The 19,148-nt window shown below is 68.9% G+C and carries 13 protein-coding genes; 3 read left to right on the plus strand and 10 right to left on the minus strand.

The window, feature by feature from the left end; translation table 11 throughout:
* Positions 1–14 precede the first annotated feature (14 nt).
* Both JJL56_RS26715 and JJL56_RS26720 read right to left on the minus strand, forming a co-directional pair.
* The gene (locus tag JJL56_RS26715) at positions 15–668 is read right to left on the minus strand and encodes a ChrR family anti-sigma-E factor (protein ID WP_145629380.1); all 654 of its coding nucleotides are present in this window, start codon (positions 666–668) and stop codon (positions 15–17) included.
* Positions 665–1,240, minus strand: a complete 576-nt coding sequence (locus tag JJL56_RS26720) for a sigma-70 family RNA polymerase sigma factor (RefSeq protein WP_145629376.1) — start codon at positions 1,238–1,240, stop codon at positions 665–667. Before JJL56_RS26720 ends, JJL56_RS26715 begins: the two co-directional genes overlap by 4 nt.
* 203 nt (positions 1,241–1,443) lie before the next feature.
* Between JJL56_RS26720 and JJL56_RS26725 the strand changes: the two genes are divergently transcribed.
* A complete protein-coding gene (locus tag JJL56_RS26725) occupies positions 1,444–2,880 on the plus strand; it encodes a sigma-54 interaction domain-containing protein (RefSeq protein WP_145629373.1) in 1,437 nt (478 codons plus the stop codon).
* Positions 2,881–3,037: 157 nt separating this feature from the next.
* On the opposite strand, the gene pflB is transcribed toward JJL56_RS26725, so the two are convergent.
* From pflB to JJL56_RS26765, 8 genes are all read right to left on the minus strand, one after another.
* Positions 3,038–5,308 carry a formate C-acetyltransferase gene (gene pflB / locus JJL56_RS26730; RefSeq protein ID WP_200486942.1) on the minus strand — a complete coding sequence of 757 codons (2,271 nt, stop codon included), beginning with the start codon at positions 5,306–5,308 and terminating at the stop codon, positions 3,038–3,040.
* A 322-nt stretch (positions 5,309–5,630) separates the two neighbouring features.
* The gene (locus JJL56_RS26735; RefSeq protein WP_247891278.1) at positions 5,631–6,227 is read right to left on the minus strand and encodes a PqiC family protein; all 597 of its coding nucleotides are present in this window, start codon (positions 6,225–6,227) and stop codon (positions 5,631–5,633) included.
* Positions 6,228–6,235: 8 nt separating this feature from the next.
* A complete protein-coding gene (locus JJL56_RS26740) occupies positions 6,236–7,930 on the minus strand; it encodes a PqiB family protein (RefSeq protein ID WP_247891279.1) in 1,695 nt (564 codons plus the stop codon).
* The gene (locus tag JJL56_RS26745) at positions 7,923–9,194 is read right to left on the minus strand and encodes a paraquat-inducible protein A (RefSeq protein WP_200486945.1); all 1,272 of its coding nucleotides are present in this window, start codon (positions 9,192–9,194) and stop codon (positions 7,923–7,925) included. Before JJL56_RS26745 ends, JJL56_RS26740 begins: the two co-directional genes overlap by 8 nt.
* Before the next feature lie 160 nt (positions 9,195–9,354).
* Complete coding sequence (locus JJL56_RS26750) at positions 9,355–10,056, minus strand: hypothetical protein (protein WP_145629013.1); 702 nt, start codon at positions 10,054–10,056, stop codon at positions 9,355–9,357.
* A 112-nt stretch (positions 10,057–10,168) separates the two neighbouring features.
* On the minus strand, positions 10,169–11,863 hold the full coding sequence (locus JJL56_RS26755) for a tetratricopeptide repeat protein (RefSeq protein ID WP_200486946.1): 1,695 nt from the start codon (positions 11,861–11,863) through the stop codon (positions 10,169–10,171).
* Positions 11,864–11,928: 65 nt separating this feature from the next.
* Positions 11,929–14,247 carry an NADP-dependent malic enzyme gene (locus tag JJL56_RS26760; protein WP_145629017.1) on the minus strand — a complete coding sequence of 773 codons (2,319 nt, stop codon included), beginning with the start codon at positions 14,245–14,247 and terminating at the stop codon, positions 11,929–11,931.
* Between the two features lie 164 nt (positions 14,248–14,411).
* On the minus strand, positions 14,412–15,713 hold the full coding sequence (locus JJL56_RS26765; RefSeq protein ID WP_200486947.1) for a dicarboxylate/amino acid:cation symporter: 1,302 nt from the start codon (positions 15,711–15,713) through the stop codon (positions 14,412–14,414).
* A 229-nt stretch (positions 15,714–15,942) separates the two neighbouring features.
* Between JJL56_RS26765 and JJL56_RS26770 the strand changes: the two genes are divergently transcribed.
* Positions 15,943–17,760 carry a sensor histidine kinase gene (locus JJL56_RS26770; RefSeq protein WP_247891280.1) on the plus strand — a complete coding sequence of 606 codons (1,818 nt, stop codon included), beginning with the start codon at positions 15,943–15,945 and terminating at the stop codon, positions 17,758–17,760.
* Positions 17,757–19,136 (plus strand): sigma-54-dependent transcriptional regulator, encoded by a 1,380-nt coding sequence (locus tag JJL56_RS26775; RefSeq protein WP_200486948.1) that lies wholly within the window; start codon positions 17,757–17,759, stop codon positions 19,134–19,136. Before JJL56_RS26770 ends, JJL56_RS26775 begins: the two co-directional genes overlap by 4 nt.
* Positions 19,137–19,148: the final 12 nt, after the last annotated feature.

A 19,148-nucleotide genomic window follows, 5' to 3' on the forward strand; every position in this document is an offset into this window, starting at 1 on the left:
TTCCAGTTTTCCGATCAGAAGCGGAAACCACGGTTGAGCAGCCAGCCGAGCGGGCCGGTGAACACCAGGGGTTGATCCTGCACCAGCAGGCACAGGCATTCGCCATCCGCGTCGGCCACGGCGTGGTGCGGCGTGCCGGTGTCGTAGGACGCCACGTCGCCGACCCGATAAGCCCCGAACTCGTCGGAGAATCCGCCCTTCATAACCAGCAGCATCTCGCTGTCGGTGTGACGGTGGGCCGGCACCCGCGACCTCGGCGCCATGCGCAGCAGGCAGGCCGAAGCCGTCCCCGCACCAATGCCCCAGGCCGACAGGTGGACGCCCGGAACGACGCGCACCCACTCCAGCGCCTCCGGTTCCGCCCCGATGGCGCGGCGCAACGGGCCGGGAAACAGGCTCTTTCCGGCCGGCGCGGGAACAGGCGGCGGCGTGGCCACCGCACCGTCCAACCGGGTCATCAGGGTGCCGAACAGGGAATCGGACACCGGCTCCGGCGGCAGATCCGCCAGCAGGACGCCGCCGCAGGCTTCCAACTCCGCAACCTGCGCCCGGCACTCCGGACAATAGGCGAGATGCGCGGCGACCAGCAGCGACTGCACCTCGCGCAGGCTGCCGGCGGCGTAGTCGAGAAGCAGTTCGGGGGCGGGATGATGGGCCGGCACGATCACGCACCCTCCTCGAAGGCCCGGCGCAGACGGACGAGGGCCAGCCGCAAACGGGTCTTCACGGTGCCCAGGGGGATGCCGCGTTCGGCGGAGATTTCCGCATGAACCTTGTCCTCGTAATAGGCGAGCCGCAACACGTCGGCCTGCTCCGGCGGCAGGTTGCCGATCACCGCGCGCAGGCGGAAAGCCGTTTCCGCGGCTTCGAACTGATGATCGGGCGCGGGCTCCTCCCCAACGTCCGACATCAGGTCATCGGGCTGAAGTTCCGGCCGCCGCTCCTGCCGGACGCGGTCGATCCGGCGGTTGCGGGCGATGGTGTAGATCCAGGTGGACGCGCTGGCCAGCGCCGGGTCGAAGCGGTCGGCCCGGAGCCACACCACCATCATGACGTCCTGGACCAGCTCTTCCGCTGCGCTGCTGTCGGCACCCAGCCGGCGCATGTAGGCCTTGATCCGCGGCGCGAAATGGTCGAACAGCGTGCGGAAGGCGGTCGAATCGCGGTTGCGGGCGACGGCAAGCAGCAGCTGCTCGTGGCCCGGCATGGTCGGGTCGTTCGAATCGGCCTTCGGCAGCATGCCAGTGGGAAGTCTTCGGTCGGTCGGAATCGTGCCGCACCATACAACAGCGTGTCCCGCGGCACACGGCGTAATTCGGCATAGGATTACCGTCGTGCGTGGGGGCGGGGCATCCCCCAACTGGATTCCCTGGTATGGTGTTCCCACTTGATGCTAGGTCCGCGACGCCCCCCATCAAGCCCCTCGTCAAGAAGGAAGAAGGCATGAGCCTCGAACCGAACTTCGAACATCTGCGGGCCAGGGCCGTGGAGTCGCTGTTCCACCATCTGGCGGACGCCTGCGTCGGGCTGATCGTGGTCGACCAGCATGCGCGGATCGCCTGGATCGGCGACCGCTATCTGGAGCTGTTGGGCTATTCGGGCAACCCGGAGGACGCGCTGGGCCGCCCGGTGGAGGAGGTCATTCCCAACAGCCAGATGCGCCATGTGGTGGAGAGCGGGCAGACCATGCTGCTCGACCTCATGGACATCAAGGAGCGGACCATCGTGGTGACCCGCCTGCCGCTGCGTGCGGAGGACGGGACGCTGATCGGCGCCATCGGCTTCGCCCTGTTCGACCGGGCCGACCGGCTGCGCCCGCTGATGTCGAAGTACCAGAAGCTCCAGGAGGAGCTGAACCGCACCCGGCAGGAGCTCGCGCAGGAGCGGCGCGCGAAATACTCCCTGTCGCAGATGATCGGCAACAGCGATTCCATGCGCGAGGTGAAGCGCCTGGCCCGTCGCGCCGCGCAGCTCGACAGCACCGTCCTGCTGCTGGGCGAGACGGGCACCGGCAAGGAGCTGCTGGCCCACGGCATCCACGCCGCGAGCCCGCGCGCCAACGCGCCCTTCGTCGGGGTGAACGTCGCGGCGATTCCGGAGAACCTCCTGGAATCGGAGCTGTTCGGCGTCGCTCCCGGCGCCTACACCGGCGCCGACCGCAAGATGCGCGAAGGCAAATTCCAGTTGGCCGACGGCGGCACCCTGTTCCTGGACGAGATCGGCGACATGCCGCTGCCGCTCCAGGCCAAGCTGCTGCGCGTGCTTCAGGAGCGGGAGTTCGAGGCGGTCGGCTCCAACAAGATGGTGCGCGTCGATCTGCGGGTGATCGCGGCGACCAGCCGCGACCTCGACGCCCTGGTCCGCGAGCGGCAGTTCCGCGCCGACCTCTATTACCGGCTGAACGTGGTTCCGATCACCCTGCCGCCGTTGCGCGATCGGACGGAGGACATCGGCAGCATCGCCGACCGCATCCTCGACGAGCTGGCCTTCACCACCGCCGCCGCGTCGCGGGAGCTGACCGCCGGGGCCATCGCCGTTCTGGAGGATTACGACTGGCCGGGCAACGTGCGGGAACTCCGCAACGTGCTGGAACGGGTGTCGGCCATGACCGACGACGCGGCCCTGACCGCCGAGCACATCCGCGCCGCCCTGCCGCGCACGGCGGGTCCGGCCGGCTCGGCCGACCGTCCGGCGGAGGGCGGAAACCGTCCCTTGAGCGACGTGCTGAAGGACACGGAACGCGCGGCCATCATCGGCGCCCTGTCGCGCACCGGCGGGGTGAAGGCGAAGGCCGCCAAGCTGCTGGGGATTTCGCGGGCCTCGCTCTACGAGCGGATGCAGGCGCTGGGGATCAAGGAGGACGCGCAGGGGGTGGTGTGAAGGTCTTGGAGGAGGACCCCCACCCTTCCCACGGCTCCGCCGCGGGCCCCTTCCCTCCCCCGCTTACGCGGGAGAGGGAGATTTGTCCCCTCCCCCGCCCAGCGGGGGAGGGTTAGGGTGGGGGCAATACTGCGCGACTCAACAACTCAGCTGCGCCTCAATGCGCCCCATGGAAGGTGCGGCTGATGACGTCCATCTGCTGCTCGCGGGTCAGCTTGATGAAGTTCACCGCGTAGCCTGACACCCGGATGGTCAGCTGCGGATACAGCTCCGGATGGTCCATGGCGTGCAGCAGCGTCTCGCGGTCGAAGACGTTCACGTTGATGTGGTGGCCGCCCTGGCCGAAATAGCCGTCGAGCATGCCCACCAGATTGTCCACCCGCTCACCCTCGGTCGGCCCCAGCGCGCCGGGAACGATGGTGAAGGTGTAGCTGATGCCGTCCTGGGCGTGCGCGTAGGGCAGTTTGGCCACCGACGCCATCGACGCGACGGCGCCCTTGCGGTCGCGCCCGTGCATCGGGTTGGCCCCCGGTGCGAAGGGCTGACCGGCCTTGCGCCCGTCCGGCGTGTTGCCCGTCTTCTTGCCGTAGACCACGTTCGAGGTGATCGTCAGCACCGACTGCGTCGGCACCGCGTCGCGGTAGGCCTTCTGCTTGCGCAGCAGACCCATGAAGGTCTCGACCAGCCACACCGCGATCCCGTCGACCCGGTCGTCGTTGTTGCCGAAGGCCGGATAGTCGCCCTCGATGACGAAGTCGGTGGCCAGCCCGCGCTCGTCGCGCACCACCTTCACCGTGGCATGCTTGATCGCCGACAGGCTGTCCGCGACCACGCTCAGGCCGGCGATGCCGCAGGCCATGGTGCGCAGCACGTCGCGGTCGTGCAGCGCCATCTCCAGCCGCTCGTACATGTACTTGTCGTGCATGAAGTGGATGGCGTTGAGCGTGTTCATGTAGGCGCGCGCCAGCCACTCCATCATCGGCAGCAGCCGGGCGACCACGGTGTCGTGGTCGAGCACGTCGCCGGTGATCGGCGCGAAGGCCGGGCCGACCTGCTCGCCCGACACCTCGTCGCGGCCGCCGTTGATGGCGTAGAGCAGTGTCTTGGCGAGGTTGGCGCGGGCGCCGAAGAACTGCATCTGCTTGCCGATGCGCATGGCCGAGACGCAGCAGGCGATGCCGTAGTCGTCGCCCCAGAAGGGCCGCATCAGGTCGTCGTTCTCGTACTGCACCGAGCAGGTCTTGATCGACGTCTCCGCGCAGAACTTCTTGAAGCCTTCGGGCAGGCTCTCCGACCACAGCACGGTCAGGTTCGGTTCCGGAGCGGGGCCGAGATTCTGGAGCGTGTGCAGCATGCGGAAGCTGCCTTTAGTCACCAGCGTCCGCCCGTCGAGCGCCATGCCGCCGATGCATTCCGTCACCCAGGTCGGGTCGCCGGAGAAGAGCTGGTCGTATTCCGGCGTGCGCAGGAAACGCACCATCCGCAGCTTGATGACGAACTGGTCGATCAGCTCCTGAGCGCCCGCCTCGTCCAGGCGGCCTTCGCGCAGGTCGCGCTCGATGTAGACGTCGAGGAAGCTGGAGACGCGGCCGAGCGACATGGCCGCCCCGTTGGCCTCCTTCACCGCCGCCAGATAGGCGAGGTAGGTCCACTGCACCGCCTCGAAGGCGTTGGTCGCCGGACGGGTCACGTCGAAGCCGTAAGACGACGCCATCGTCACGAGGTCGCGGAGCGCGCGGATCTGCTCGGTGATCTCCTCGCGCAGGCGCAGCGTGTTCTCGTCGATGCGGTCGACTTCCAGGCTCTTGTACTGGGCCTTCTTGTCGGCGATCAGGAAATCGGCGCCGTAGAGCGCCAGCCGGCGGTAATCGCCGATGATGCGCCCGCGGCCGTAGGCGTCCGGCAGGCCGGTGATGACGCCCGACTTGCGGCAGCGCAGCATCTCGTCGGTGTAGACGTCGAAGACGCCGTCGTTGTGCGTCTTGCGCAGCGCCGGAAACACGTCGTCCAGCTTCGCCGAGGGCTTGAAGCCGTAGGCCTCCAGCCCCGTCTTGACCATGCGCCAGCCGCCGAAGGGCATGATCGACCGCTTCAGCGGCTTGTCCGTCTGAAGCCCGACGATGACCTCAAGCTCCCGGTCGATGTAGCCGGGGGCGTGACTGACGATGGAGGACACCAGTTCCGTGTCGGCGTCGAGAACGCCTCCCTTGGCCGCGCGTTCCTCCTTCAGGAGATCGCGCACCGTGTTCCACAGCGACAGGGTGCGGTCGCTGGCCGGGGAGAGGAAGCTGCCGTCGCCGCCGTAGGGGCGGACGTTCTTCACGATGAAATCGCGCAGATCGACCGTAGTCCGCCAGGAACCGGGCGCAAAACCGCGCCAGGGGTTCGGCGTCTCGGCTTCGGCAACGGGGATTTTCGGTTCGAACATCAGGGAATCCATGACGCGCCTCTATTGGTCTGCGGCGGTCCCTGCCCTCCCCGGCGGGGGCCGCGCCACGTTGCGCGGCGCCGGACCGGACGAGCCCGCCCGGCCAAGCATCGCGCTTACTCGATCAGTAGGCGCCCAAAGGTCCCCGGCCACATTGATCCCAGTCAATCAATCTCTGCGAAATACGCAGGGCACCGTCCAAGGCACGTCCTGTCACAAAAACTGGAGGAATGCGCGACTTTTGCGGCGCAGCATTTGATACAATCCACCGGAAATCGAATATTTTCATCTGGATCGTCCGTTTTAAAACAGACTCACCAGATCAGCGCAGCGCGCTTGCGATATCTTGCGCCAGACGGGCCAGGGTGCGGCTGAGGGCGTCGGCGACGGCACCGGGATCGCCGGCCGCACTCACCGGTTCCTCCACCGCGGTGTGGCCCAGCCGGCGCAGCCGGTCGCCGCCCTGGTCGAAGACCCGCCAGCGCGCCTGCAGAACCGCCGGCCCGTCCTCCGCCGCGTCGAAGCGGTCCAGCGTCACCTCCACCGCCTGGGACAGTGGGAAGTCGCGCTGAAGCGGCAGGCCGACCACCTCCGCCCCAGGCAGGCCTTTCTCCAGGTTCCGCAGCAGCGTACGGGTCACCATCTCGTCGAGGGGGCCGCCCCAGCGGTCGAACTCCTTGACGATCAGCCGGTTGCCCGGCGCCCGCATCACCAACTCGGACCGGTCGAGATAGCCGGGGACCTCCACGCCCTCCAGCCCGATCACCCGCCGCTGCGCCTCGGCGCTCCGCGGTTGGGCGGCATCCGGCGCGACGGCGTCCAGATGGTAGAAGCGGCTTGGCGGCGTGCTGCAGGCGGCGAGCGACGCCAGGGCGGAGGCGCACAGCAGCAGGCGACGGGCATGAACAATCGGAGCCATGGGAGTCCTCAACCGCGTTTGCCCCGGATCAGGGCTTCGGGATGGCGTTCGAGATAGTCGGTCAGTCCACGTAGGGAGCGGGCCGCCGCGGTCAATTCGCGCACCAGCCCCTGCAGGTCGCTGACGGCGGGGCGGGACGAGTTCACCAGCCCGTCCGTGCTGCTGAGCGTCTTTTCGGCCTGCCGGACCAGCTTGGAGGTGTTCTCCGCCACGTCGCGCAGAGCGCGGATGGTCGGTTCGCCCTCGCTGCCCAGCGCCTGCGTCGTCTTCTCCAGCTCCGCCAGCGACCGGCTGAGCGAGCCCATGGCCTGCGCCACCTCCGGCGAGCCGATCAGGGCGCCGGCCTTCTGGATGGTCGAGCGCAGCTCCACCACCGTTTCGGCGATGGGCGCGCGGGCAAGCTCGTTCATCAGGTCGGTGGCGGTTTTGGTCGCCGTGTCGAGCACGTTCGGCTGGGACGGCACTTCCGGATAGGGACCGCCGGAGATCATCGTTTGTTTCGGCGCGTCAGGGAACAGGTCCAGCGTCACGATCAACTCGCCGGTCAGCAGGTTGCCGGTGCGCAACTGCGCCCGCAGCCCCTGCTCGACCAGCGCCTTCATGCCGGCATAGGCGGCTTCGGTGTCGTGCGCCGCCGGCAGCTCGCCGCCCAGCCGTTCCGGCTCGATGTTCAGGGTGACCGGGATACGCGCGTTGCCGGTCACCGGGTCCACGTCCAGGCGGATGTCGGTCACCTCACCCACCCGGATGCCGCGGAACTCCACCGCCGACCCCGGATGCAGGCCGCGCACCGACCCGTCGAAATGCACCAGGAAGGGCACCCGCCGGGTGAAGCGCGCGTCGCTGGCGGCGTTGCGGCTCTCATAGAGGGGGAAAGCCGTTCCCTCCGCGGCGATCTCGCCACCGTCGCCGGGTCCGCCAAGGCCGGGAGTCTCGAAGGATACCCCGCCGGTCGCCAGCGACTGCAACGATTCCAGCGCCACCGTCGGCCCCTCCGGCCCGATGGACACCGACAGGCCGCTGGCGTTCCAGAAGCGGGTATTGGGCCTGACGATCCGGTCGTAGGGCGCGTGGATGAAGACCGGGAGGGTCAGCGATTGCCAGTCCTGGGAGAATTCATAGCCGACCACCTCGCCGACCTGGATGCCGCGGTAGTAGATCGGCGCCCCCGGCCCCAGCCCGCCCAACCGGTCGGCGCGCAGCGCGAAGCGCCGGCCCGGAGAGCTGGAGCGGATCAGCGGCGGTTCCTCCAGCCCGCGGAAGGCGCTGAGCGCCTTGCCGTTCCCCGTTCCCGGGTCCATGCCGATGTAGGCGCCCGAAACCAGCGTGCCGAGGCCCGACACGCCGCCGAAGCCCAGCCGCGGCTTGACCACCCAGAAGCTGGTCCGGTCGTTGAGGTAGGAGGCGGCGCCCTTCACCATACGCACGGAGACGATGACGTTCGACAGGTCGGGCGAGACCGCCACCCCCTGCACCGTCCCGACATCGACGTCGCGGTAGCGCACGCGGGTCTTGCCGGGCTCCAGCCCCTCCGCCGTGTCGAAGGTGATGGTGATGGTCGGGCCGCGCTCGTTCAGCGTCCTCCAGGCCAGCCAGCCGCCGATCAGCGCGGCGACCAGCGGCACCAGCCAGATCAGCGGCGGGCCGCGACGGCGGCGGATCACCGGGCTGGCCGGCTCCACCGAGGAATTCGGGTCAGTCATAGGAGGAATCCTGCCGCTGCGCCCGCCGGGACGGCGCATCCCAGATCAGCCGCGGGTCGAAGGACTCCGACGCCAGCATGGTGATGATGACGACCGCGGCGAAGGCGACGGCGCCCAGCTCCGCGTGAATGGTGGCGATGGCGCCCAGCTGGACCAGGGCCGCCAGAAGCGAGATCATGAAGATGTCCACCATCGACCAGCGCCCGACCCCCTCGATCAGGCGGTAGAGCCGCGTGCGGTCGCGTTGCCGCTTCGGCGAGCCCCGCTGCACCGTCCACAACAGATAGGCCAGCCCGACCAGCTTCAGCACGGGTACGGTGATGCTGGCGAAGAAGACCAGCAGGGCCACCGGCCACATCTCCGCCGCGATCAGCGCCTCCACACCGGACAGGATGGTGTCGGGCTGGCCGGCACCGAAATAGACCACCGTCATGATCGGCAGCAGGTTCGCCGGAATGTAGAGGATCGTCGCCGCGGAAATCAGCGCCCAGCCGCGCGGCAGGCTGTTCGGCTTGCGGTGGTGCAGCCGTGCGCCGCAGCGCGGGCACCCTCTCTTAAATCCGGGCCCTTCCGAATCGGCCACCACCTGATGGCAGTCGTGGCAGGCGGTCAGCCGCTCCGGGTCGGCGTTGGCCGCCTGGGCCACGCGGGTTTGCGGCGCGATCCGCTCCCACACCTCGAAGGGGCTGAGCGACGCCTCCCCCCACACCTGCACCAGGATGAAGGCGACCAGGGCGGCCAGCGACGCCCCCGGCTCCAGTTCCGCCAGATCGGACAGCTTCACATAGGCGACGATCAGGCCGAGCAGGAAGACCTCCGCCATCGCCCAGCGGCGCAGCCGCGCCACCGTCCGGAAGGTCCAGGCCGCTCCGGGCGCCGCCGTCCGCCCGGCGGCGAGCGGCATCACGACGTAGAGCGTGCCGAGAACCTGCGCCAGCGGTGCCAGGAACAGCACGAAGAAGACCAGGACGCCCAGCACCTCGTAGCCGCCGTCCCACAGCGCCACCGAACCGCTGAGCAGGGTCGCGGTCTGCGCCCGCCCCTCCAGTTCGAAGGTCAGGATCGGGAACAGGTTGGCGGTGATGAACAGAATCGTCGAGGCGATGGCGAGGGCCACCGCGTGCCCCAGCCCGCCGGTCCGGAAATGGCGCAGCACCGCCCCGCAGCGGTGGCATTCCGCGCGATGGCCGGGCATGGCCGGCGGCAGGGCGTGCGGTGCCCCGCAGTCGTGGCAGAGAAGGATCGGGTGGTCCGGTGCGGTCATAGCGTTGACTTAACATTTCCCACGGGCGAAAGGTCCGCCGATTGTGGAGTGGGCCTGCGAAGGAGCACCGAGCGGGGCGGACCATGGGCCCCGAATGGAAAAAGCCCTTCCCCCATGGGTGGGGAAAGGGCTTCGGCCTTTGGTCGAGGACAGGATTCGATCAGACGAACATGTTGAAGCTGCCCAGCAGCTTCTGCGTGCCGGACTGGCCGGTGGGGATCGAATTCAGACTCGCCGCCGCTTGGCTCAGCCCGTCCAGCATGGCCTGCTGGCCGGTGGAGAGGTTGAACGGGCTTTCGCCCTTCTTCGGCGCCTTGACGACCGTGTCGTAATCCTGGGTGTATTTGCCCATGCTGAGCTGGATCGCGTAGTTCTTGGGGTCTTTGGCGGACTGCCCCTTCTCGCGCGTCAGGCGCAGCGTGTAGTCGCCGCGGTCGAGTTCATACTCGCCCTGCATCATGCTCTTGAAGGCGTCGTAGTTCTTTCCGGCGCTCTTGTCGCTGTCGGCCACGACCGTGCCGAACTTGGACATCACCTGGACGCGCAGCCCTTCGTCGCCGACCTGACCCAGCGTCACCTCGCCCTTGGTGGTCACGCGGAACTTGTAGAAGTCGACGGGGTCGTCGGCGCCCAGCGCACCGACCACGTTCAGGCGGGTCACGTTCTTGGCGAGAACGCCCATGTCCGTGGCGAAGCCGGGGGTATTGACGGAGGACTTGCGGACGTCCTTGCGGAACTCCTGCACGTTCCCGGCGGCGGCGGCCTCGGCCTCGCGCTGGGCGTTCAGGCGTTCGACGGCCGCGGACACGGACTTGTTGAGGTCCGCAACCATCTGACCAACGCCGGCCATTGCGTCTGACATGACACCCCCCTCCCATCAGGCACGCCCCCGAACGGGGAAGGCGCGAATGGATCGCTCGACCCTCACTTTACCGCAAAGCATGTAAAGTTGCGAATTGTTTTTCGCCGAAATTTCAGATAGGGCAGCGGGCGAGTTGTCTGGCCATCCGCCTCAGCACGCCAGGGATGTCCTCCCCGCCCTGCGGCTGGAACAGGCGCTGCGCCGCAAACCAGGGGCGCACCGCGCTGCCGAGTTGGGTCCAGTCCCGCCCGCCGAAGCGCCAGACCGGCACACCGAGCGCCGCCGCCAGTTCCCCCACCGCCGTGGCAGGCGCGATCACCAGATCCAGGTTCGCCATCAGCGCCGCCGTCCCGTCGAAATCATCGGTCAGGTCGAGATCGTCCCAGCGGTGGATGGCGACGCCGAAGCGTGCCTCCGCCGCGACCCGCTCGGCCTCGCACGCGCCATACTGGAGGTTGACGAAGACCACGCCCGGCACGGCGAACAGCGCGTCCCACTGGTCGAGCCGGCTGTAGGCGGCGCGGCGCGATTCGGTCATCAGCGCGCTGCGCCAGCCGATCCCCACGCGAAGGCCGGGGCCGAGCGCCGCCACCCGCTCCCGCCAGAGCGCCACCCGAACCGGATCGGGCACCAGCCAGCCGCCGGCGGCACCGGCGAACGCGGACAGCTCGCGGCGGAAGACCCGCGCCAGGGAGCCGATGGGCGTGTGCAGGTCGCAGTCGGGCACGGTCGCCGCATCGGGCATCGGGGGACGGACCAGCGCGGCGGGAAAGGAGCGGGCGAACAGCGGCACCAGCCGCCGGTCGGTTTCGATCACCACGGAGCGGGCGCGGGCGATGGCCTCCGCGCAGAGGGAGGAGAACAGGATGGTGTCGCCGACCCCCTGCTCGCCCCAGATCAGCAGGCGCTTTCCCGCCAGATCCTCGCCCCGCCAGGCGGGCATCCGCGGCTGCCGCGCCCCACCCGCCTGACCGGACGCGAAGCGCCACCCATATCCGGCCCAGCCCTCCGCCAGCGCGCCGCGCTCCAGCCGCAGCAGGCCGCGGTTGAAATGGGCCAGCGCCAGATCGGGAGCCACGCGCAACGCCCACCCGTACAAACGCTCCGCCAGCCCCCCGTCGCCCAGGCGCTGCACCGCCAAACCGAGATTGCAGAGTGCTGCCGCATAGCCGGGGTCGAGCGTCAGGGCGCGCCGGAACCAGCGGGCCGCTTCCGTATGGCGGAGCCGCGCCTGCAGCGCGTGGCCGAAATTGTTGTTGGCCTGCGGTTCGTCCGGCATCAGCCGCAGGGCGCGGCGGTGCGCCCGCTCGGCCTCGTCCAACCGCTCCGCGTCGCGCAGCCCGCCGCCGAGGTTGGACCACCCCTCCGGCAAGGCCGGGTCGAGCAGGACGGCGCGTTGCCACGCCGTCAGGGCCGCCGCCGCACGCCCTTGCCGGCTCAGCGCGTTTGCCAGATTGTTCCAGATCGGTGCCCGGTCGCCGCCGCGGGCCAGCGCGGCGCGGTGGCAGGCTTCGGCCTCCGCAAGGCGGCCTTGCCCGGCGCGCAGCGTGCCCAGGCTGTCCGCCGCGTCCACGCACGCGGGATCAAGAGCGAAGGCCGCCTCGAAGCATGTGGCGGCCCCGTCAATCTGTCCGAGATCGCGCAGAACCAGCCCGAAGCCGCAGAGCAGCGCCGGGTCGCGCCGGTCCAGCCGCAAGGCGTCGGTGTAGGCGGTCACCGCCTCGGCCAGCCGTCCCTGCGCGTGGTGGCGGGCGGCCGACGCCGTCAGGGTGGGCAGGTCGTTGCCGAAAGGGACGTCGGGACTCATCCCGGCAGAGTGGCCCGCGGGACCGGAGCGGCGCAAGCACCGTCCGGTTCCGCGGTCGCGGTCGCTCAGTCCTCGCCGTCCTGCAGCGCCGGGGGACGCGGGGCAGCGTTGACCGGGGCGGCGAGCTGGGCGTCGACCACCGCCACCGCCGTCATGTTGACCAGACCGCGCGTGGTGACCGACGGGGTGACGATGTGCACGGGGCGCGCGGCGCCCAGCAGCATCGGCCCGACATTCTGCGCGTCGGCCATGATCTTCAGCATGTTGAAGGCGATGTTGGCGGCGTCCAGGGTCGGCATGACCAGCAGGTTCGCCTCGCCCTTCAGGCGGCTGTCGGGCAGCACGCCCTTGCGCAGCACCTCCGACAGGGCGGCGTCGGCGTGCATCTCGCCGTCCACCTCCAGGTCGGGATTCTCCTCGGCAATGAGCTGGTAGGCCAGCCGCATCTTGCGGGCCGACGGGGTGTCCGCGCTGCCGAAGTTGGAGTGGGAGAGCAGCGCCACCTTCGGCTCGATGCCGAAGCGCTTCACCTCTTCCGCCGCCAGCCGGGCGATCTCGGCCACCTGCTCGGCGGTCGGATCGTGGTTGACGTAGGTGTCGCAGATGAAGTGCGTGCCCTTCTGCGAGATCAGGCCGTTCATCGCGCCGGCCACCTTCACGCCCTTGCGCAGGCCAATCACGTCCATGACGTGGTTGAAGTGGTCGCCGTAGCGGCCCGAGGTGCCGCAGACCATGCCGTCGGCCTCGCCCCGGCGGACCATCAGCGCGCCGAAGACGCTCGGCTGGGTGCGCACGACGTTCAGCGCGTTGGCCGGCGACACGCCGCGGCGGCCCATCAGCTGCCGGTAGACCTCGGCGTAGTTGTGGCAGCGCAGGTCACGGGCGGCCTCGATCACCTCCACGTCCTTGCCGATGCGGATGCGCAGGCCCATGTCGGCGATCGTCCGCTCGATCACGTCGGCGCGGCCCAGCAGCACCGGATGGGCAATGCCGTCGTCCACCACCACCTGGGCGCAGCGCAGGACGCGCGGTTCCTCGCCCTCCGCGTAGACGATGCGCTTGGGCGCCGCCTTCGCCTTGGTGATGACCGGCTTCATGACGAGGCCGGAGCGGAAGACATACTGGCCGAGGCTGTCGCGGTAGGCGCGGAAATCGACGATCGGCCGCGTCGCCACGCCTGACTCCATGGCGGCCTTGGCGACCGCCGAGGACACTTCGATCACCAGACGCGGATCGAAGGGCTTGGGCAGGATGTAGTCCGGGCCGAAGCGGAGGTTCTCGCCGACATAGGCGGCGGCCACCACGTCCGACGGCTCGGCCTGGGCGAGGCTGGCCATGGCGTGGGTGGCGGCGATCTTCATCTCCTCGTTCACCGTCGTCGCGCCGACGTCCAGCGCGCCGCGGAAGATGAAGGGGAAGCAGAGGACGTTGTTGACCTGATTGGGGAAATCCGACCGCCCCGTGGCGATGATGGCGTCGGGGCGCGCCTGCCGGGCGAGGTCCGGCATGATCTCCGGCTCCGGGTTGGCCAGCGCCAGCACCAGCGGCCTGTCGGCCATGCGGGTCAGCATCTCCGGCTTCAGCACCTTGGCGCCCGACAGGCCGAGGAAGATGTCCGCCCCGTCGATGACGTCGTTCAGCACGCGGGCGTCCGTCTCCTGCGCGTAGGCGTCCTTGTAGGGGTTCATCTCCTCGTTGCGGCCCTTGTGGACCACGCCGATGCGGTCGACCAGCCAGACATTCTCGCGCTTCACGCCCAGGCTGAGCATCAGGTCCAGGCAGGCGATGCCCGCGGCCCCGCCGCCGGTGGAGACGACCTTGACGGTGGCGATGTCCTTGCCGACCAGCTTCAGCCCGTTCAGGACGGCCGCACCCACCACGATGGCGGTACCGTGCTGGTCGTCGTGGAAGACCGGGATCTTCATCCGCTCGCGGCAGCGGCGCTCCACCTCGAAGCAGGCCGGGGCGGCGATGTCCTCCAGGTTGATGGCGCCGAAGGTCGGCTCCAGGCGGACGATGGTGTCCACCAGACCGTCGACGTCCTTCTCGTTCAACTCCAGGTCGAAGCAGTCGATGCCGGCGAACTTCTTGAAGAGGACGGCCTTGCCCTCCATGACCGGCTTGGCGGCCATCGGGCCGATGTCGCCCAGACCCAAAACCGCCGTGCCGTTGGTGATGACCGCCACGAGGTTTGCGCGGGCCGTCAGTTCCGCGGCCTGGGCCGGGTCGGCGGCGATGGCGCTGGACGCCGCGGCCACGCCCGGCGAATAGGCCAGCGCGAGGTCGCGCTGGTTCGCCATGGGCTTGGTGGCGACGATCGCCAACTTACCGGGCTTCGGATTCCGGTGGTACTCAAGCGCCATCGCGTCGAAGTCGCCGGACATACGTCCTCTCCCCTTTTAACTTGATTTCAGTTAATTTGCCGAACGACGAACTGTTTCCCCTTCGGCTTATACCCGAATTACCCGAGCACCGGAATGGGAAAGGGGCAGCCCGCGGCGGACCACCCCTTCCTTTTCACCACCGGGAACCGGAGCCCGCCCCCGCCTCAGATGCGGGCCAGGGCCGGTTCCTTGAAGTGCTCCTGGTATTCGGCGACCGCCTTGCTCTCGTCGAATTCGCCTTCCATCTTGGCGACCACGATGGTGGCGACGCCGTTGCCGATCAGGTTGGTGATGGCGCGGGCTTCCGACATGAAGCGGTCGACGCCCAGCAGCAGCGCCAGACCTTCGATCGGCAGGTGGCCGGTGGCCGACAGCGTGGCCGCCAGCGTCACGAAGCCGCCGCCGGTGACCGCCGCAGCACCCTTCGAGGTCAGCATCAGCAGGCCCAGGATGGTGAGCTGCTGCCAGATCGTCAGGTCGATGTTGAAGGCCTGGGCGATGAAGATCGCGGCCATCGACAGGTAGATCGAGGTGCCGTCCAGGTTGAAGGAGTAGCCGGTCGGGATGACGAGGCCGACCACATGCTTGGAGCAGCCGAACTTCTGCATCTTCTCCATCATGCGCGGCAGCACGGACTCCGACGAGGAGGTGCCGAGCACGATCAGCAGCTCGTCCTTGATGTAGCGCAGGAAGGTCAGGAGGTTGAAGTTGTACAGCCGGGCGATGCTGCCCAGCACGACGAAGACGAACAGCGCCATCGTGATGTAGACCGCCGCCATGAGCTGGCCGAGCGAAGTCAGCGACGACACGCCGTACTTTCCGATGGTGAAGGACATCGCGCCGAACGCACCCAGCGGGGCGACGCGCATCAGGATGCCGATCACGCCGAACATGGCGTGCGACACCTTCTCGAACATGTCCTCGACCACCTTGCCCTTCTGGCCCATGGCGGACAGCGCGACGCCGAAGATCACCGCGAAGAACAGGATCTGCAGCATGTCGCCCTTGACGAAGGCGCCGACGACGTTGTCCGGGACGATGTTGACCAGGAAGTCGATGGTGGTGTGGTTCTGCGCCTCGGTGGCGTATTTGGCGACGGCGTCGGCCTTCAGCGAGCCGGCCTGGATGTTCATCCCCGCGCCCGGCTTCACCAGATTGACGACCAGCAGGCCGAGACCCAGGGCGAAGGTGGTGACGATCTCGAAATACAGGATCGCCTTGCCGCCGACCTTGCCGACCTTCTTCATGTCGCCGATCGAGGAGATGCCGGTGACCACGGTCAGGAAGACGATCGGGCCGATGACCATTTTGATCATCTTGATGAAGACGTCGCCCAAGGGCTTCATCTGCACCGCAAGAGCCGGATAGAAATGGCCGAGCAGAATGCCGATGGTGATCGCGGTGAGAACCTGGACAGTCAGGTTCGTATAGAATGGCTTTTTCTGGGGCTGCCCTTGGGCGTGCATGATCGTCTCCTCGTGGCGTTCCTGAAATGGGCTGCCGCTCTTGTCTCGCGGTCGGCGGCCTGCCCGTCATGCCTCTCTCCAAGCAAGCGGTGTGCCAAAAATAAAAACGAGGAATCGCAGCGCTCTGACAAAAGGCGTGGGTCAGAATCCGCACGACAGGGGCGGAATCCATGTGCGAAAATCCGCACATCAAGACCTCTTGTTGCGACGCAGCATGAATTGAGGACCGTTGGTTAGGATCGCCCCCACCCGCTGGACATTTTCGCAAAGCCGCGACTGGGTCGCCCGGCGGCTGCCCGTCCTGTTCGCCCGTCCGCGGCGGGTGATGCTGGCCGTGCTGGTCGTCGGCATGCCGCTGGCCGCGGCGGTGGCCGCGGGTTTGGCGGCGGACAACGCCGGCGAATCCTTGCGCGAACAGGGGTCAGCGCAGCTGTCGCTGTACGAATCCAACCTGCGGACGGAGTTGGAGCGGCACGCCGCCGTGCCGATGGTGCTCGCCCGCGACCGCGAGGTTGCCGACCTGCTGCGCGCCCCCAACCCGGAGCGGGTGGACCGCCTGAACCGCAAGCTGGAGGCCATCGCCGCGACGCTGAAGGCGTCGGCCCTCTATGTGATGAACGGGGCGGGAACCACCGTCGCGGCCAGCAATTGGAACGCCGCACCCAGCTTCGTCGGGCAGAACTTCAGCTACCGCCCCTATTTCCAGTCGGCCATGGAGCAGGGGGAGGGGCACCATTTCGCGCTTGGCACCACCTCGCTCGTTCCCGGCTACTACACGGCCCAGCGGGTGGTGGCGGAAAACCGCACAGACCAACGACCAGCGGGCGTCGTGGTCTTGAAGGTCGGTTTCCAGGAGCTGGAACGCGCCTGGTCGCACGGCCGGGAGAAGGTTCTGGTCTCCGACCGCGACGGCATTGTCTTCATCACCAACGTCGAGGGTTGGCGCTACAACGCCCTGCCCCGCCGCCTGCCGGTCACGCTGCCCGCAGCGGCGGCGGCCCCGACCGAGGAGATCCCCACCCTGCCCTGGGCCTTCGGCGGGGCGTCCGACCGCATCACCCTGCGGGAAGGGAACGTGGAGCGGCGCTACCTCCTGCAATCCGCCGCGGTGCCCGGCGGCGATTGGACGATCCACGCCCTGACCAGCCTCGCCCCGGTCGCCACCCGCGCCCAGCAGGCCGGGCTGCTCGCCGCCGCGGTGGTGGCGCTTGCCGCCCTGACCGGCTACGCGCTGGCCCAGCGCCGCCTGAATCTCGTGGAGCGGCTGGCCATCCAGGAGGAGGCGCGGGCCGAGCTGGAGCGCCGCGTGGCCGCCGCCACGGCGGAGTTGCGCGCCACCGAGAATGAGCTGACCCAGGCGGCGAAGCTGGCGGCACTGGGCCAGATGTCGGCCGCCATGGCGCACGAGATCAACCAGCCGCTGGCCGCCATCCGCAGCTTCGCCGACAACGCGGTGGTGCTGCTGGGGCGCGGACGGCCGGACGCGGTGCGCGACAATCTGGCGGAGATCGCCGACCTCACCGACCGCATGGCCGCCATCACCCGCAGCCTGAAGGGCTTCGCCCGGCGCGCCTCGGGCACGCTGGGCGCCGTCTCCGCCGCCGCCGCCGTCGGGCAGGCGCTGGCCCTGCTGGAGGCGCGGCTGCGCCGCGAGTCCGTGACGGTGGACACCGACCTGCCGCCAGTCCCCCTGCTGGTCACCGGCGAGGACGTGCGGTTGCAGCAGGTGCTGGTCAACCTGATCGGCAACGCCGCCGACGCCATGCGCGCCTCCCCCCGCCGCCATGTCCGGATCGCCCTGGCCGAGGAGGGGGAGGAAGCGGTGTTGACCGTCCGCGACAGCGGCCCCGGAATCGCCGAGGCCGACCTGCCGCGCATCTTCGTGCCCTTCTTCACCACCAAGGAGGCGGGCGACGGGCTCGGCCTCGGCCTGTCGATCAGCCACGGCATCGTCGAGGATTTCGGCGGCAGCCTGACCGCCGCCAACCATCCGGAGGGCGGCGCCCTCTTCACCATCCGCCTCAAGCGTAGGGATTCCCAGACATGACGACCGGCAGCATCGCCCCGGGCGGCTCCGTCCTTTTCGTGGACGACGAGCGGTCCGTCCGCCTCGCCGGGCAGCAGACGCTGGAACTGGCGGGCTTCGACGTCACCGCCTGCGACGGGGCGGAGCGCGCGCTGCGGCATCTCGGCCGCGACTGGCCGGGCGCCCTGGTCACCGACGTGCGCATGCCGCAGATCGACGGGCTGGAACTGATGGAGCGCGCCCTGGCGCTGGACCCCGAGCTGCCGGTCATCCTGATCACCGGCCATGGCGACGTGCCGATGGCGGTGGAGGCGATGCGGCGCGGCGCCTACGACTTCCTGGAAAAGCCTTTTCCGTCGGACCGGCTGGTCGAGGTGACGCGGCGCGCGGTGGAGAAGCGCCGGCTGGTTCTGGAGAACCGGCGCCTGCGCGACCAGCTGGCCGGGCTGCCCGCCGGGGATGCCTCGCCCATCGTCGGTCGTACGCCGGGGATCGAGCGGCTGCGCACCGCCATCGCCGCGGTGGCCGACACCGACGCCGACGTTCTGGTGCTGGGCGAGACCGGCACCGGCAAGGAGATGGTCGCCCGCGCCCTCCACGCCGGCAGCGGCCGGCGCAAGCACCCCTTCGTCGCCCTGAACTGCGGGGCGATGCCCGAAGCGATCTTCGAGAGCGAGCTGTTCGGGCACGAGGCCGGGGCCTTCACCGGGGCCGGCAAGCGCCGGGTCGGGCGCATCGAGCACGCCAGCGGAGGCACCCTGTTCCTCGACGAGATCGAGAGCATGCCGCTGTCGCTCCAGGTCAAGCTCCTGCGCGTGATCCAGGAGCGGGTGGTGGAGCCGCTCGGGTCGAACGAGTTGATCCCCGTGGACCTGCGCGTCGTCGCCGCGACCAAGGTGGACCTGCGCAAGGCCGCCAGCGAGGGCAAGTTCCGCGAGGACCTCTATTACCGGCTCAACGTCGTCGTGGTGACCATCCCGCCGCTGCGCGACCGCCGCGACGACATTCCCCTGCTGTTCCAGCATTTCGTCGTCCAGGCCGCCGCCCGCTACAACCGCGAGCCCCGCGCGCCGAGCCCGGCGCAGGTGCAGCGGCTGGCGGCCCACGATTGGCCCGGCAACGTCCGCGAGCTGCGCAACGCCGCCGACCGCTTCGTCCTCGGGCTGGACGACGCGCTGTCCGCGGTGGGCGGCACCGCTCCGGCGATGGCGGCGGGCCGCGCTGGCCTGTCGTTGGCCGAGCGGGTGGACCTGTTCGAGAAGAGCCTGATCGAAAGCGAACTGGCGCGAGCAAAGGGCAGCGTGAAGGCCGCCATCGAGGCGCTGAGCATTCCGCGCAAGACCTTCTACGACAAGCTGAAGCGCTACGGCCTCAGCCGCGAGGATTTCGTGGAGTGACCTTTCTTCGGA

The organism is Azospirillum aestuarii (genome assembly GCF_016632405.1).
In the GTDB taxonomy this organism is placed as follows: domain Bacteria; phylum Pseudomonadota; class Alphaproteobacteria; order Azospirillales; family Azospirillaceae; genus Azospirillum; species Azospirillum aestuarii.

Excerpts from the sequence above, each read along its gene's own strand:
- JJL56_RS26750 (WP_145629013.1), bottom strand. The coding sequence starts at position 10,056 with ATGTCAGACGCAATGGCCGGCGTTGGTCAGATGGTTGCGGACCTCAAC.
- JJL56_RS26775 (WP_200486948.1), top strand. The coding sequence starts at position 17,757 with ATGACGACCGGCAGCATCGCCCCGGGCGGCTCCGTCCTTTTCGTGGAC.
- JJL56_RS26735 (WP_247891278.1), bottom strand. The coding sequence starts at position 6,227 with ATGGCTCCGATTGTTCATGCCCGTCGCCTGCTGCTGTGCGCCTCCGCC.
- JJL56_RS26725 (WP_145629373.1), top strand. The coding sequence starts at position 1,444 with ATGAGCCTCGAACCGAACTTCGAACATCTGCGGGCCAGGGCCGTGGAG.
- JJL56_RS26740 (WP_247891279.1), bottom strand. The coding sequence starts at position 7,930 with ATGACTGACCCGAATTCCTCGGTGGAGCCGGCCAGCCCGGTGATCCGC.
- JJL56_RS26760 (WP_145629017.1), bottom strand. The coding sequence starts at position 14,247 with ATGTCCGGCGACTTCGACGCGATGGCGCTTGAGTACCACCGGAATCCG.
- pflB (WP_200486942.1), bottom strand. The coding sequence starts at position 5,308 with ATGTTCGAACCGAAAATCCCCGTTGCCGAAGCCGAGACGCCGAACCCC.
- JJL56_RS26720 (WP_145629376.1), bottom strand. The coding sequence starts at position 1,240 with ATGCTGCCGAAGGCCGATTCGAACGACCCGACCATGCCGGGCCACGAG.
- JJL56_RS26745 (WP_200486945.1), bottom strand. The coding sequence starts at position 9,194 with ATGACCGCACCGGACCACCCGATCCTTCTCTGCCACGACTGCGGGGCA.
- JJL56_RS26755 (WP_200486946.1), bottom strand. The coding sequence starts at position 11,863 with ATGAGTCCCGACGTCCCTTTCGGCAACGACCTGCCCACCCTGACGGCG.
- JJL56_RS26765 (WP_200486947.1), bottom strand. The coding sequence starts at position 15,713 with ATGCACGCCCAAGGGCAGCCCCAGAAAAAGCCATTCTATACGAACCTG.